Origin of the sequence: Saliphagus sp. GCM10025317 (assembly GCF_042663665.1) — an archaeon.
Taxonomy (GTDB): Archaea; Halobacteriota; Halobacteria; order Halobacteriales; family Natrialbaceae; genus Natronosalvus.
This window is the reverse complement of record NZ_JBHTAQ010000005.1, coordinates 167224-180885: the sequence shown is the minus strand read 5'-3', so window position 1 is coordinate 180885 and position 13662 is coordinate 167224. Positions and strand designations below refer to the sequence as shown.

At 65.4% G+C, this 13662-nt stretch carries 15 protein-coding genes and 1 pseudogene; 12 read left to right on the top strand and 4 right to left on the bottom strand.

What is annotated here, in order from left to right:
- Window positions 1-67 precede the first annotated feature (67 nt).
- The 3 genes from ACFQS4_RS03025 to ACFQS4_RS03015 all read left to right on the top strand — a co-directional run bounded on the left by ACFQS4_RS03025 (window position 68) and on the right by ACFQS4_RS03015 (window position 2348).
- On the top strand, window positions 68-739 hold the full coding sequence (locus ACFQS4_RS03025) for a DUF7344 domain-containing protein (protein ID WP_497902231.1): 672 nt from the start codon (window positions 68-70) through the stop codon (window positions 737-739).
- Between the two features lie 298 nt (window positions 740-1037).
- Window positions 1038-1940, top strand: a complete 903-nt coding sequence (locus ACFQS4_RS03020) for an acyltransferase (protein WP_497902230.1) — start codon at window positions 1038-1040, stop codon at window positions 1938-1940.
- 96 nt (window positions 1941-2036) lie between these two features.
- Complete coding sequence (locus ACFQS4_RS03015; protein ID WP_497902229.1) at window positions 2037-2348, top strand: DUF7577 domain-containing protein; 312 nt, start codon at window positions 2037-2039, stop codon at window positions 2346-2348.
- A gap of 111 nt (window positions 2349-2459) precedes the next feature.
- Here the strand turns inward: ACFQS4_RS03015 and ACFQS4_RS03010 are convergent, their stop codons facing one another.
- Window positions 2460-3224, bottom strand: coding sequence for a hypothetical protein (locus ACFQS4_RS03010; RefSeq protein WP_497902228.1), 765 nt, complete (start codon window positions 3222-3224; stop codon window positions 2460-2462).
- Window positions 3225-3750: 526 nt separating this feature from the next.
- On the opposite strand from ACFQS4_RS03010, the gene ACFQS4_RS03005 reads away from it, so the two are divergent.
- Both ACFQS4_RS03005 and ACFQS4_RS03000 read left to right on the top strand, forming a co-directional pair.
- On the top strand, window positions 3751-4032 hold the full coding sequence (locus ACFQS4_RS03005) for a hypothetical protein (RefSeq protein ID WP_497902227.1): 282 nt from the start codon (window positions 3751-3753) through the stop codon (window positions 4030-4032).
- A gap of 53 nt (window positions 4033-4085) precedes the next feature.
- A complete protein-coding gene (locus ACFQS4_RS03000) occupies window positions 4086-4928 on the top strand; it encodes a polyprenyl synthetase family protein (protein ID WP_497902226.1) in 843 nt (280 codons plus the stop codon).
- Window positions 4929-4973: 45 nt separating this feature from the next.
- On the opposite strand, the gene ACFQS4_RS02995 is transcribed toward ACFQS4_RS03000, so the two are convergent.
- A complete protein-coding gene (locus ACFQS4_RS02995) occupies window positions 4974-7910 on the bottom strand; it encodes a PAS domain-containing sensor histidine kinase (protein ID WP_497902225.1) in 2937 nt (978 codons plus the stop codon).
- A 98-nt stretch (window positions 7911-8008) separates the two neighbouring features.
- Window positions 8009-9103 (bottom strand): DUF373 family protein, encoded by a 1095-nt coding sequence (locus ACFQS4_RS02990; protein WP_497902224.1) that lies wholly within the window; start codon window positions 9101-9103, stop codon window positions 8009-8011.
- A 198-nt stretch (window positions 9104-9301) separates the two neighbouring features.
- On the opposite strand from ACFQS4_RS02990, the gene ACFQS4_RS02985 reads away from it, so the two are divergent.
- The 7 genes from ACFQS4_RS02985 to ACFQS4_RS02955 all read left to right on the top strand — a co-directional run bounded on the left by ACFQS4_RS02985 (window position 9302) and on the right by ACFQS4_RS02955 (window position 13202).
- Entirely contained in the window at window positions 9302-9880 is a 579-nt protein-coding gene (locus ACFQS4_RS02985) for a cysteine hydrolase family protein (RefSeq protein WP_497902223.1), read from the top strand.
- A gap of 123 nt (window positions 9881-10003) precedes the next feature.
- Window positions 10004-10561, top strand: a complete 558-nt coding sequence (gene thpR, locus ACFQS4_RS02980; RefSeq protein ID WP_497902222.1) for an RNA 2',3'-cyclic phosphodiesterase — start codon at window positions 10004-10006, stop codon at window positions 10559-10561.
- A 309-nt stretch (window positions 10562-10870) separates the two neighbouring features.
- Window positions 10871-10993, top strand: coding sequence for a hypothetical protein (locus tag ACFQS4_RS02975; RefSeq protein ID WP_497902221.1), 123 nt, complete (start codon window positions 10871-10873; stop codon window positions 10991-10993).
- Window positions 10990-12015: a hypothetical protein gene (locus ACFQS4_RS02970; RefSeq protein ID WP_497902220.1), complete on the top strand. Its 1026-nt coding sequence runs from the start codon at window positions 10990-10992 to the stop codon at window positions 12013-12015. The genes ACFQS4_RS02975 and ACFQS4_RS02970 overlap by 4 nt, the downstream gene beginning before the upstream one ends.
- A gap of 86 nt (window positions 12016-12101) precedes the next feature.
- Window positions 12102-12254: a 50S ribosomal protein L39e gene (locus ACFQS4_RS02965; RefSeq protein WP_497902219.1), complete on the top strand. Its 153-nt coding sequence runs from the start codon at window positions 12102-12104 to the stop codon at window positions 12252-12254.
- A gap of 2 nt (window positions 12255-12256) precedes the next feature.
- Window positions 12257-12535, top strand: a complete 279-nt coding sequence (locus ACFQS4_RS02960; protein ID WP_254159007.1) for a 50S ribosomal protein L31e — start codon at window positions 12257-12259, stop codon at window positions 12533-12535.
- Between the two features lies 1 nt (window position 12536).
- Window positions 12537-13202, top strand: a complete 666-nt coding sequence (locus ACFQS4_RS02955; protein ID WP_497902218.1) for a translation initiation factor IF-6 — start codon at window positions 12537-12539, stop codon at window positions 13200-13202.
- A 109-nt stretch (window positions 13203-13311) separates the two neighbouring features.
- Here ACFQS4_RS02955 and ACFQS4_RS02950 read toward each other — a convergent pair.
- Window positions 13312-13627, bottom strand: a pseudogene (locus tag ACFQS4_RS02950) (ASCH domain-containing protein).
- Between the last annotated feature and the right edge of the window lie 35 nt (window positions 13628-13662).

Here is a 13662-nt window from a genome sequence, read left to right as displayed (position 1 = left end):
CCGTTGATCGACCACCTATCTGTTTTGGAACGAGGCTTAACCGACTATGGTAGTAAGCAGCGGTTGTATGAGCCAGACGGACTCTGCGGCACGTAATCTGTCGATTGATTCGACGTTTAACGCCATTACCAGCCGACGGCGACGGCGTATTCTGGCGTTCGTCGGCGAACGGCGCGAGGGTGGAATCGACCGGCTCTCGGTCGACGAGGTCGCCCGTGAACTCGCTGCCGAGGAGCGTGGGAAGCCGGTTGCGTCGATTACCACGGACGAGTACGAGGAGCGCCGAACGGCGCTCGTTCACGTCGAGTTGCCCCTGCTCGAGGACGCCGGGTTGCTCGCATGGGACCGCGAGGCGGGCGCCGTCTCGCTGCCCGACGACCTCGTCCTCGACGGGGCGACCATCCGAAAGACGACCGAGCGCAACGACACGAACTGGGACGCCGTCTTCGAGGCGCTCGCGAACGAGCGGCGGCGAGCCGCCCTCGCGGTGCTCGATGACGCGTCCGAGCCACTCTCCGTCGCCGTCCTCGCGTCGGAAGTCGCCGTCGAGGTCGGTGCCGATGAAGCGGACGTACGGACTACCCTCACCCACCAGCACTTGCCCGCCCTCGAGGCGTCCGGGTTGGTCACTGTCGGCGAGAAGGGCGTCATGTACGCCGACGACCACCTCGAGGACGGAATCGTCGACACCGACTTCACTACGCCCTCGCGTCCGCTCGTCGCCGGAACGTCGCTCTGATCGGTCCGCTGGCACCGAATCACGACACGACAGCCGCTTTCCGTCTTCTCGCCGCGTTCGAGGACCGTTCAGATAATCATCGAGTACGCCTTCGTCGAAGAGCGTCCCGATGGTCGAGGCTGATAGAAACTGATTCGCGAGCGGGAGAACCCGTTCTCGAGCGTGGGGAATCACTATCGGCGAAACTCCGGCTCTGCACCGACCGGTAGCGTCGGGCTACTCTGATACCGAACGCTCTCGAGAGGGAGCGAAAATCGAGAACCGAACGTCTATGACCTTCGCCACAGTACACCGCCACATGACCAAGCGGTACGTCTCGCTGCCGGACGAGGCGGAGGCGGGGATGCGGGAGTTCGTGACGGCCGTCGACGAGCGTCTTTCGAGCGACGAGAGCACCTGCTCGGTCGTCGAGGACGTGCTCATCGACCTCTCGGGGGACCGGGACGCCTACGAGCGCTGGCAAGCCGGTGGCGACGTCTCGCCGGCCGAACTCGTCAGGCTCCAGAGTTACGACCCCTGTAACACGACGCTCGAGAGCGAGTATTACGCCGAGAAGGACGAAGAGAAGTTCAAGCGCTCGAAGCACCTCCAGTGGCTCTGGCGACAGTTCGACAGTCTGCCACTCGCTGACAACGTCGAGTTCGCCCTCCGGTTCAGACGGATGCTCGCCGATCACCTCTTCGAGGACTGTGGTGAGAACTGCCGCTTCTTCAAGGGGATCACGTTCACGTACGGCCACAACATCACGGTCGGCGACAACACGGTCATCCACGACAACGTTCACCTCGACGACCGCGGTAAGCTCACGATCGGCGACCGGGTCTCCATCTCCGACGGCGCGCACCTCTACAGCCACGACCACGACGTCGTCGATCAGACCGAGGTCCGAAACTTCCACACCACTATCGAAGACGACGTCCGTCTTACCTACGACTCGATGGTTCGCGCGGGGAACAGAGTCGGCGAGAACGCCATCGTCGGCGCCCGCGCTATCGTCCAGAACGACGTGCCGGCCCACCACATCACCGTCGGCATGCCTGCGAAGAGCATCAAGATCAAACCCGGCTGGGAGGACGTCGCGACCCCGCTCGAGGACGCCGGCGAGAACCGACAGGCCGAACGCGAGATCGAGTACGACCTGGACGACGGCCTCGAGCAGTTCGACGAGTTCCAGCGCGACCTGACGCCACCCGGACGCTGAACGAACTGACGGCGCGCGTTCTTTCGAGGTCGTGATTGTCACGAGCAGCGATATTTCGGGCAATAACCAAGTAGGTTGAGAACGTATAGCACACCAATGAGCCTCTGGGTCTGGCTCGTCGGGTACGTGCTGTTGTTCGCCTTACTCCACCTGGTGCTCTACTACGCGTACGTGCGCCGTGACAGCGAGACCAGCCTTCCCGCGTCCGTCACCGACGGCGAGCACGCCGGCCTGCAGTCGGCGCCGCGATTGGATCGGGCCCGCGCTCACCACGACGGCGCCGACTCACTCGACGCCGACCTCGAGGTCGACGGCGAGACGACGGCCTGTCCACACTGCGGCGCGCCGAACGAACGGGAGCCGACGTTCACCTACTGTCGGGTTTGCGTCTCGCCGCTCAGACGGTAGCCGCGAAGAATCCGTTTTCTCAGTGCAGATCGGTTCGTCGGGTTCGTCGCCACCGGAGCCGCCGTTACCGGAGCCGTCGTCACCGCGGGCACTCGTCACCGCGGGCCGTCATCACTGTGAGCCGCCGTCACTGTCACTACTGGCCAGCGCCGTCTCGAGCGCCCGCAGGTGATCGATACCGACGACGGCGACAACTGACCCTTCCGCCTGGAGCGACTCGAGGTGGTCGATCATACACGACTCCCGCGTCTCGTCGCGGTACGTCGTCGCGTCCGCCCCGTCGCCCTGGAGCCGGAGGAGCGTTCTGACGCCGGAGACGTGTCGGCGCTCGTGTTCGGCCTGCGTCGCGGGCGAATCGTCCGCCGAACAGGCGTACTCGATCGGGTCGTCGCAGGCAACGGTCACCGACGTCGCGTTCGAGACGGTGGCGGCGACGCGACAGGTCAGCGCCGTTCGCGTCGCCCCACTGAGACTCGAGAGGACCCGTCGGGCGGTCGACGCCGGGACGCGGTCGGCGAGCAGGCGGGTGAAGAGGCGGCGGAGAAACGACCAGTTGGGGGCGTCGATACCCACGACATCCGCTTCCGGCGCGGCGCGGATCGCGGCCGCCATCTCGCCACCGAACTCGGGCGAGGGTGTCCCCTCGCTGTCGCGGGCGTAGGTTCGATACAGCGGAACGGCCGCACCCGGGAGTTCGAGGGCTAGCGTGTCGGGCTCCAGGTACTCAAGGACGGTTTCGACGCGGGCGATGCTTGCAGGGTGGTCGTGAACGACGCCGAGGAGCGTCACGTCCGTCTCGTCAGAGAGTCGACGGCAGAACTGCGTCGTAATCCGTGGATCGTCGAAACGGTCGACGAACGACGGGTCGTCAGTCATGAATCGAGTAGTAATATGCGACTACCGTCATAACCCTTCTGGCCTCGAGTCGCGAGCGTCGTTCGAATGCGACGTCCGCCGGAGCCAGTTTTCCGCCTCATCGTCTCCCTGGCGGCGTGTAACCGTCGCTTACCTGTGTATGGAGCGACGTAACCGATCGTTGTCGCGTGGCTCTCGAGTCTCGAGTGTCGTCGTGGACGTGTGCGTGATAGCGACGATGCATGGCTACGCAGCGTGCATAGAGAACGTCGATACCGCATCGAGAAGGCGTCTCGAACGACGAAGCAACGTCAAACGGTCGTGACATCCAGCAACCCGGGTACAGTCTGGCACCGTCGGAGCAGGGACGTACCCCCTGGCGACGTCCATGGCCGTTCCACCACCTCTGCTGTTGATGGCCACCGTCGCCACCCAAACCATGGGAAAGGTCTATCTTGAGCGTTGTGGCCGTCAGCCGGAATCGGCCGGCAAACGTGCCATCGGGCGTGAAAACGCGCTTTTCTCCCTGTGACACGTAGACACGCGTATGGACACCAGACAACGCCACACTCGTCGCGGGGTCCCCGGCCGGAGCTCGGCAGGGCGGGGTGTTGCCGCGCAACGAACGGACCAGCGACTCGAGGCTGTGATCGCTCGGCTCGAGGCCACGGAGCGGCGCCAGCGGTTGCTCGAGGGCACCGTGAGCGGCCTGGCTCGAGAGCTGGGAGCCTCCATCGCCGGATCGTGCGGTCGCTGCGAGCGGAGCTACCTCCTCGTCCATTCGGACGCGCTGTACTGTCCGGCGTGTGGCTACAAACGCGCGCTGTGAAGACGGTGATGGCAACCGTCACCTACTTTTGAGGGCCGTCCTAAGCCCTGTCAATGGAACTGCTGGAGCACCGTCGAGCGCTCCTCGAGGAGCGACTCATCGAGGTCGTCGACGGCGTCGAGCCGGAGGCGCTCAACGACGGCGTTCGTCACGCGACCCTCGCCGGGGGAAAACGCGTCCGCCCGACGGTGACCGTCCTCGCCTGTGAGACCGTCGGCGGGGAGGCGAGCGACGCCGTCGACTTCGGCGTCGGCATCGAACTCGTCCACACGGCGTCACTCGTCGTCGACGACATCATCGACCGCTCGGCCCTCCGGCGGGGCACCACCAGCGCCTGGTCGGAACTCGGCTACGGCCCCGCGATCATCACCAGCGACGGCCTCCTCGGGGAAGCCTTCGCGCTGTTCTCGAGCGACCCCGCCGCAATGCAGGTCGTCTCCGAGGCGATGGTCGAACTCGGCGTCGGCGAAGCGACCGAACTCGAGGCGAAACCCGAGACGGAAGCCGAGTACATGACCCTCGCCCGGCGCAAGACCGGGGCGCTGTTCCGGGCGGCCGCCGAACTCGGCGCCATCGCGGCCGACGCGGACACGTTCACGGTCGAGGCCCTCGGCGAGTACGCCGAACGGGTCGGCGTCGCCTTCCAGATCCGCGACGACGTCCTGGACGCCGTCGCCGACCCCGAAGCGCTCGGCAAGCCGACCGGACACGACGCCGTGATGGAGCGCCCGTCGCTCGTACAGATTACGGACATGACGCCGGCCGAGGCGAACGGCCGGGCCCGAGCGGAGGCCGACCGGGCCATCGACGCGCTCGGCACCGTCGACGTCGCGAACGCCGAGGCGCGAGACTACCTGCTCGAGCTGGCGGAGTTCGTCGTCGAGCGAGAACGCTAGTGGTGTAGTGCCGTAGAAAGGCCGAGCGAGTACTGGCACCGATCGTCAGGCCGTCTCGAGGCCACGGAACTCGAATCGAGCACCGCCCTCTTCGCCGTCCGTGATCGAAACTCCCCAGCCGTGAGCCTGGGCAATGTCGCGAACGACCGCGAGCCCGATACCGGTGCCGCTGCCCGACGTGTAGCCGTACTGGAGCACCTCGTCCCGTTTTTCTGCTGGGATTCCCGGCCCCGTGTCCTCGACGGCGAACCCGGGCTCGTCCTCGAGCGACCGGACGCGAACCGTGACCGCCTCACCACCGTACTGCACGGCGTTTCGAAACAGGTTCTCGAAGAGCGAGTGGAGCTGGTCCTCGTCGACGAGCACCCGCTCGAGGTCGTCGTCCACCTCGAGCGTCGCCTCGCCCGTTTCGACGTTCTGCCAGGCCTCCACCGAGGTCTCGGAGAGCGAAACGTGGTCCGGGTCGGAGACCGTCCGGCCCTCGCGCGAGGTGGTCAACAGGTTCTCGATGATCGTCTCCATGCGGTCGAGGGACTGCTCGATCTGGTCGAAGTCCTCGGGATTCCCCTCCTGCCGAGCCATGTCGGTGTAGATCTGGGCGATACCCAGCGGATTGCGCAGGCCGTGGGAGACGACGCTCGCGAACTGCTCGAGCTTCTGAATGCGCTCGTTTCGCTCGGTGATGTCCTGGGCCATCGCCATCCCGGCCGTCGAACCGCCCTGGACGTCGGTGATCGGCGCGGTGTGGATCGACCACTGGCGACCCGCGTACTCGACTTCGATCATCTGCTCGGTTCCGTCGAGTGCCTCCTGGAAGGCCGACTCGAGTGCTCGACCGGCGCTTTCGTCGACCATCTCCGCCGGCACCTGTCCCTCGAGTTCGTCCGCGGAGATAGGCAGGTGCTCGAACGCCTGTCCCGCCGCGAGCGTACACCGGAGGTCCTCGTCGAACAACATCACGACCCCGTTCGGGAAGTGTTCGGCGAGGGTGCGGTAGCGTCGCTCGGATTCCGCCAGCTGCTGTTCACGCTCGATGCGCTCGGTGACGTCCCTGAAGTAGACTGAGACGCCGGTTTCGGAGGGGTAGATGTTCGCCTCGACCCAGAAGTCGAGGAGATCGAAGTAGAGTTCGTAACTGGTCTGCTCCTGGGTATCCATCGCCGTGTGGAACGCGTCCCAGACCTCGTCGACTTCGGCCGCCTCCGGAAACATCTCCCAGAGCGATTCGCCGAGTAGCTCCTCTTCGCTGGCCTGGAGCAGTTCCTCGGCACGTTCGTTCACGTGTGTAAACCGGTACTCCTCGTCGAGGGCGTAGAACGCGTCGGAGATCCGTCCGAGCAATTCCCCGAGTTCGGACTCGAGTTGTTGCTCGCGTTCTTTGACCCCGGTGATGTCCTCGGCCGTGGTGATGATTCGCTGGAGGTCGCCGCCGTCGTCGAACACGGGAGCGGCGCTCACGGAGAGCCATAACCGGTCGCCGGAAGGGCGTTCGACGACGACTTTCTGGTCGAGAACCTGATTGCCGGTTTCGAGAACGCGAACCGCGGGTCGATCCGTCGGCGAAAACGGCGTTCCGTCAGCGTGCGAAATCGTCCACTCCTCGAGGCTCTCGGGACCCTCATCGAGGTCCGGTTCCGTGAGTCCGAACAGCTCTCTCGCGCGGTGGTTCGCCAGGAGGAGCGAGCTATCGGCGTCCCGGACCGAAATCGCGATCGGCGAGGTCCGCAGGAGTTGCTCGGTCTGGTCGCGCTCGCGACGGAGTTGCTCCTCGTACTCTCGCCGCTCGGTCATGTCTCGCGTGACCTTCGCGTAGCCGACCAGGTCGCCGTCGTCCCTGATCGCGGTGATGACGACGTTCGCCCAGAACCGCGAGCCGTCCTTCCGGACGCGCCAGCCCTCGTCTTCGACCTGTCCCTCCTCGCGCGCCGTCGCCAGGAGACGCTCCGGTTTCCCGTCTGCGGCGTCTTCCTCCGGATAAAAGGTCGAGAAGTGCTCGCCGACGACGTCGTCGGTGGTGTAACCCTTGATCTCCCGGGCCCCCGTGTTCCACGTGACGACCGTCCCGTCGGTGTCGAGCATGAAGATCGCGTACTCGTCGACCGCCTCGACCAGCGTCCGCAACTGCTCTTCTCGTTCGTACAGCGCGACCTCGGATCGCTTCCGACCCGTGACGTCGTAGTAGAGTTCGATTCGCCCGCCCGCGTACTGGCCGGCCGTGATCGGATTGCTTCGGTGCTCGAGCCACCGTTCCTCTGTCCCGTCCACCGACTGGAGGCGACACTCGAAGCGCTCGGCGACGGTGTTGTCCTCGTAGCTCGAGCGAATGACGTCGACGAACGACTGCGGATCGGCTACCCGGTCAGCGATCGTTTCCTCGAGCACGTCGCGCTTGTCGCGGCCAACGACGGCCTCCCGGTCGAGGTCGAAGAACCGCTCGATCGTCCGGTCGGCCCACACGATCTCGAAGTCCGAATCGAGGAGGAAGACGCCGACGTCGGCCTCGTCGAGGACCGAGGCCATCGACTCGAACGCGTCCTGGACGCTCTCGAGTTCGGCGTCTCGCTGGAGCCGGTCGGACACGTCGCGGACGGCACAGACCGCCCCTCGAGTCGTTCCGTCGACCGACACGCCGTTGAGCCGGAGTTCGCAGGGGATCGATTCGCCGGTGGCGGCCCGAGTCGTGAGTTCGAGCGTCGAGACGTCGTCAGCGCCGGTCGCCTGTCGCGATTGAAATTCGGCGTCCAGGCGGTCCGCGCTGTCGTTCTCCAGGAATACGGAGGGGTGCGCATCGACCAGCTCCTCGCGACTGTACCCCGTCAGTTCGACGAGGGCGTCGTTGACGGCGACGACGCGGCCGTCCGTATCGAGTTGAAAGACCCCACCAGGAACGGCGTCGGCGAGCGTCCGATAGAGTTCCGAGGAGAGAGGGTCTGTACCGGCTGGAGAGGACGTAACCCCCTCGTCCTTCGGACGTTCTCCCATACCCGTTGGCCACTCACTGGACACATAAATACTCTGTTACACACTGTGCCAGCCCGTACGGACGTTCTCGCCGGTAGAGCTCGTCTCTCGGTCGTCCGTCAGGCGCCTTCGGCCCGCCGGCCTCCCTCCGCCAGCCGCGACTCCGCGACGGCGAACGTGAGCGTGCTCACAATTCCCAGGAGCGTCCCGCCAGTCAACGCCGTCGCGAGGTACGGGATTCCGGCCCGATCGAGGAAGAAGGCGCTCACGGCGTGGAGGACGATCGCCATCGCGATCACGTAGAACGGGGCGTTGAGGTAGCGGAGCTCGAGGCTCCCGGCGATGTACTCGTCGGTGATCTGGCCCAGACTGGTCGTGATGCCGGCGGCGGCGATCCACTGGATCGAGCCGTAAACGAACGCCGCGAGCGCGACCGGAACGCTCCCGCCGGTCTCGCCCTGGACGGATTCGATCGTGTCGAGGCCGCTGACACCCCCGAGCACCATCAGCGTGGCGGCGACGACGTACGCGATGAGGGTCATCCGCCCGGCGTACAGCGAGAGCCGAAGTCGCTCGACGCTCTCGTCGAGGTGCTCGCCGAGGCCGAGGCCGCGCGAGATCAGGTACAGGCCGAGCAGTGCCGAGGTCACCCCCAGCATCAGTCCTGGCAGGTTGAACAGGCTCCCGAGCAGCGCGAGGGGGTACACCAGCAGCAAGATTCCGATCGGGATCAGGACCGTCCCCCGGGTCTCGGGGTCGGCCAGCACCTGCTTCATCGTGTAGTACATCGACTCGAGGTTCTGCGCCTGGCGGACGACCACCCGGCGGACGCCGTCGATGGGCACCCGCGAACGGATGATCGGGACGACCGACTCGTCCTGGGCGCCGTCGGTGACGAGCAACGCGGTGACGTCCTCGCCCGTCGTCAGACTGGCCAGCACGGTGTCGACCTCGTCGCCGACCTTGCGGTTGGCTTTGACGTCGGATCCTTCGAGGCCGGTGACGACGGCGACCTCGACGCTCTCATCGCGAGAATCGAGGTCGTCGTAGATGTGAAGCCCCTGGAAGACGACGTTGACGTCGGAGTCCTCCGGGTCCGCGGTCGCGAGGGCGACGGCCGCCTCCTCGACGTCTTCGCGGCCGATGACGGGCGTCGAGAATCCGGTCTTCCGACCGAGGTCGTCGTCGAGGTCGACGCAGAGGACCAGCAGCATCGTGGGGACGTTGGGTTGCCCGGTATTTCCCTCTTCTGGGAGTGAGAGGGCGTATCACACCGTTCCGAGAACGACAGCGAGAGTGCGCGCCATGGCCGAGGCCCGGTCGGGCGGACGCTCGAGCGGGCGAACGACCACAAGAGACCGCCTCGAGCGGCCGGTCGAAGCGTTCAACGCGCTCGAGTTCCACTCACCGGCATGAACGGACTCGAGACCCCGCTCCCCGCGAACGCGACGTTGCTCCTGATCGACGTCCAGCGAGGCTTCGACGACCCCGTCTGGGGCGAGCGCAACAATCCCGACGCCGAAGTGCGTATCGCCGACTTACTGGCGGCCTGGCGCGAAACCGGTCGTCCGATCGTCCACGCGAAACACTGCTCGACCGAGGCGGACTCACCGCTGCGACCGGGTCAGTCGGGAAACGACTTCAAATCCGTCGGAGAACCCCGCGACGGCGAATCCGTCCTCGAGAAGCGAGTCAACGGCGCGTTCGTCGACACGGATCTCGAGGACCACCTGCGTGACCGGGACGTGGAGACGGTCGTCCTCTGTGGCTTCACCACCGACCACTGCGTGTCGACGACGACCCGAATGGCCGAGAACCGCGGCTTCGACCCAATCGTCGTCGCGGACGCCACGGCGACGTTCGACCGCGAGGGCCACGACGGCACGACCTACGACGCCGAGACGAGCCACCGACTCGCGCTCGCCCACCTCAATCGAGAGTTTGCGACAATCACGGATGCGGTGGCAGTGATAGACGTGGCTCGAGCGTGATCGGGCCGGTACACTCACGATATACTTTTCATAGTTTGAGATTATATATTCTATAGTTATAGAACCGCCGCGGCCACCACCACCACCACCATCTTTCAAGCCTGCACGCGCCATAATCTCGATATGCGACTGTTCGTCAGCGTCGACCTCCCGGAATCGCTCGCCGACGCCGTCGCCGCGGCCCAGGAACCGCTCTCCGATGCCGCCGGAATACGGCTCACCGACCCGACGCAGGCACACGTCACGCTCGTCTTCCTCGGCGACGTCGACCCCGACCGGGTACCCGACCTCGAGCGAGAACTCGAGGCCGCCGTCGACGATGCCGAGATCAACCCGTTCGAGGCTCGGTTCGCCGGTCTAGGCGTCTTCCCGAATCTCGAGTACATCCGCGTGGTATGGCTCGGCGTCGAGGACGGAAGCGAGGAACTGACGCGCCTCCAGGCGACGATCGAGGATCGGACGACGGCGATGGGCTTTGAGGCAGACGACCACGAGTTCACGCCTCACGTCACCATCGCGCGAATGGACCACGCCGGCGGGAAAGAGCGCGTCCAGTCGGTCGTCCGCGAGCGCTCGCCGACCGTCGGCACGACTACGGTCGAGGAGATTCGGCTCACCGAGAGCCGACTCACCGAGGACGGGCCCGTCTACGAGACGCGCGAGCGCTTCCCGCTCGAGTAGCCGATTCGTCGCAATTTCCGCTCGAATAGCCGGTTCGCCACGATTCCCGCTCGAGCCGGATTCGATGTCCCACGTCCCATCGGCGAACCACCTGTTCTCTCCGCACACTATCCGTCGTTCGTGACAGTCCGAAGCGCGCGTCAGTATCGCTCGATCGACCGTCATCAGAAATAGACTATTTCGTGATACGTACGCGAATATCTCGATTCAAGTAGAGTCATCGAACAACAAGTAGAGATTCTGTAACTCACGTTATCGACGAAATACAGCGAGAAGAGTAATACCAAGTTCTGTTGTAACAGAACAGGTATGATCGAGGTGACAGGGACGGTCGACGTCGGTCGCGGCCTGACTGTCGTGAACGCAAATACGTCCGTGAGCGCGACCACCGCCGCGGTGGTCAGAGCGGGCACCGATCGACCGACACCATGAACGAGGCCGACGGGTCCCGTGAATCCGGAGATGATGGGTCGGCAGTCGGTACGACAGTCGGCACGGCGGATGACACGACGGGCAGCACCGCGGACGGCGCGTTCGTCGACGGCATCACGACCCGACGAGAGGTGCTGGCAGCCCTCGGCGGCGCGGCCGTCCTCTCCTCAACCACCGAGACGACGACCACGTCGGTCACCGGAGGTCCAGTCCACCTCCGCGTCTACCCCGGCACCCTCCCCACGACCGGGTGGGCCCGCTACGGCTGGCAGGGTGTCTCGAGCGGCTGGCCACCGCCGTACGAGGACGCCCTCGAGGCCATCAGGGACGCGTTCGATCAGGTGACGGCATACGCCACAGAGCAGGGACGGCTCGAGGACATCGACGTGATCGTCGAACGCGGCGGCCAGGTCGACCTCTCGCTCGCGTCCGGCTCTTCCCCGCGGGACGCCGTCGCGCCGACCCAGCAGGGCATCCTCGACGCGTTCGCCGAGGTGCTCGAGGAGCGAGGGGCCGTCACGGGGCGGTGTAGCCACCTCCTGTGCTGGTGGGGGCCGGTTCACTACGCGGTCGGATACGGCGGCACCCGGCGGCCGAACCACCACGTCGATGCGGTCGAAGGCGAGGACGCACAGGTCGTCGCCAACCTCGGTGCCACGGAGACGTGGGATTCCCGCGACGTGACGAAGAACATCGCCATCCACGAGGCCTTTCACACGTTCCTCACCGACGACGTCGTCGAGACCGTGATCGACAGCCGGTGTGAACACGACCTCGGGACCGCCGTCCGCGTCGACGACGACACCCTCGAGGTGTCGCCGATGGCGACCGCCTACGCCGGCCCGGAGGGAGTTGGTGGCGGGACGCGATTCCACGGCACGGCCTGTTACGATCACGACTCGTTCTACCGCCACGACGGCTACGACGGGGTTGAGAACTGGCGGTACACGACGAGCGTCAGCGAGGCGACCCTCGAGGCCGTCACGACCTACGTCGAGCGCTATCTGCTCGAGGACGGGTGACTCGGGCACGTTGCTCGAGTGCGCGTCGAACCCTCGACGGCCAGATGGACAAGATTTTAAGCCAGCGTCGGTTACCTGCGTCCACTATGGGCAAAAAATCCAAGGGCAAGAAAAAGCGGCTTGCCAAACTCGAGAACCAGAACAGCCGCGTCCCCGCGTGGGTCATGCTCAAGACCGACATGGAAGTGCAGCGAAACCCCAAACGACGCAACTGGCGTCGAAACGACACTGACGAGTAACCATGAGTGCAAGTGATTTCGACGAACGCGTCGTCACCGTCCCGCTGCGTGACGTGAAGAAAGGCCCCAACCACGAGGCCGCCAACTACGCGATGTCGGTCGTCCGCGAACACCTGGCGAAGCACTTCGCCGTCGACGAGGACGCCATCCGCCTCGATCCCTCGATCAACGAGGAGGTCTGGGCCAACGGCCGCGCGAACCCGCCGCGGAAGCTCCGCGTCCGCGCCGCCCGGTTCGAGGACGCCGGCGAGGCGATCGTCGAGGCCGAGGTCGCCGAGTAACTTGCTTCGCGCCGCGTTCGGCGGGTCGTCGTACATCGGCGTCTTCGCCCGTGCGACCGACTCGCACCTGTTCGTTCGCCCCGACGCCGACGACGACCTCGTCGCAGACCTCGCCGAGGAACTCGCGGTCGAGGCCGTCCAGACGACCGTCGGCGGCTCCTCGACCGTCGGTGCGCTAGCGATGGGTAACGAGAACGGCCTGCTCGTCAGTTCGCGCGTCCTCGAGTACGAGCGCGAACGCCTCGAGGAGACTCTCGACGTACCCGTCACCGAGTTGCCCGGACAGATCAATGCCGCCGGAAACGTCGTCCTCGCAAACGATTACGGCGCGTACGTCCATCCCGACCTCCCCCGGGAGGCCGTCCAGGTCATCGGCGACGCCCTCGAGGTGCCCGTCGAACGCGGCGACCTCGCCGGCGTCAGGACGGTCGGAACCGCGGCCGTGGCGACGAACGATGGCGTCCTCTGTCATCCCAAGGCGACCGACGGGGAGTTAGACGCCCTCGAGGACGCGCTCGACGTCCGCGCGGACGTCGGGACGATTAACTACGGCGCGCCGCTGGTCGGCTCCGGTCTGCTCGCCAACGCCCAGGGATACGTCGTCGGGAGAGACACGACGGGGCCGGAGCTGGGCCGGATCGAAGACGCCCTCGGGTACATCGACTGACGGCAGACGAGTCACGTTTCTTGCCTGTGATGGCCGGAAATCGACTAACAGTTTCTAGGGACGATCATGGTACGGCCTCGAGCGGTAGCCACGCTTCACTGATTTACCCTTACTCCCGACGCTCGAACCGATGGCGAACGACCTCGCTCCCGTCGTCCCACTTGAAGGTCTCGTGAGCGCGCTCGAGCAGGTCGCGGTACGCCTCGAGGTCCTCGACACCCTCCTTTCTGGCGTCGGCGTCCGTCAGGTCTCCGAGGGTTCGTTCCGTGACGTCGACGACCTCGAACGTCGCGTCGTCGACGACGAACGTATCACCCACTTCGGCGTAGGCTCGTCCGCGGTGAATCTGGGTGATTTCGCCGTCGGAAGCCTGCGATTGCATTCGAGGCGAGGGGGAGCAGGGTTTCCGGCTCGAGTTCGGTCATACTCGACCGTTCGGTCGGTGGGGCAAAAACGCTTG

Excerpts from the sequence above, each read along its gene's own strand:
- thpR (WP_497902222.1), top strand. The coding sequence starts at position 10,004 with ATGCGACTGTTCGTCAGCGTCGACCTCCCGGAATCGCTCGCCGACGCC.
- ACFQS4_RS02965 (WP_497902219.1), top strand. The coding sequence starts at position 12,102 with ATGGGCAAAAAATCCAAGGGCAAGAAAAAGCGGCTTGCCAAACTCGAG.
- ACFQS4_RS02995 (WP_497902225.1), bottom strand. The coding sequence starts at position 7,910 with ATGGGAGAACGTCCGAAGGACGAGGGGGTTACGTCCTCTCCAGCCGGT.
- ACFQS4_RS02970 (WP_497902220.1), top strand. The coding sequence starts at position 10,990 with ATGAACGAGGCCGACGGGTCCCGTGAATCCGGAGATGATGGGTCGGCA.
- ACFQS4_RS02960 (WP_254159007.1), top strand. The coding sequence starts at position 12,257 with ATGAGTGCAAGTGATTTCGACGAACGCGTCGTCACCGTCCCGCTGCGT.
- ACFQS4_RS03010 (WP_497902228.1), bottom strand. The coding sequence starts at position 3,224 with ATGACTGACGACCCGTCGTTCGTCGACCGTTTCGACGATCCACGGATT.
- ACFQS4_RS03020 (WP_497902230.1), top strand. The coding sequence starts at position 1,038 with ATGACCAAGCGGTACGTCTCGCTGCCGGACGAGGCGGAGGCGGGGATG.
- ACFQS4_RS03000 (WP_497902226.1), top strand. The coding sequence starts at position 4,086 with ATGGAACTGCTGGAGCACCGTCGAGCGCTCCTCGAGGAGCGACTCATC.
- ACFQS4_RS02975 (WP_497902221.1), top strand. The coding sequence starts at position 10,871 with ATGATCGAGGTGACAGGGACGGTCGACGTCGGTCGCGGCCTGACTGTC.
- ACFQS4_RS03005 (WP_497902227.1), top strand. The coding sequence starts at position 3,751 with ATGGACACCAGACAACGCCACACTCGTCGCGGGGTCCCCGGCCGGAGC.
- ACFQS4_RS03015 (WP_497902229.1), top strand. The coding sequence starts at position 2,037 with ATGAGCCTCTGGGTCTGGCTCGTCGGGTACGTGCTGTTGTTCGCCTTA.
- ACFQS4_RS03025 (WP_497902231.1), top strand. The coding sequence starts at position 68 with ATGAGCCAGACGGACTCTGCGGCACGTAATCTGTCGATTGATTCGACG.
- ACFQS4_RS02990 (WP_497902224.1), bottom strand. The coding sequence starts at position 9,103 with ATGCTGCTGGTCCTCTGCGTCGACCTCGACGACGACCTCGGTCGGAAG.
- ACFQS4_RS02985 (WP_497902223.1), top strand. The coding sequence starts at position 9,302 with ATGAACGGACTCGAGACCCCGCTCCCCGCGAACGCGACGTTGCTCCTG.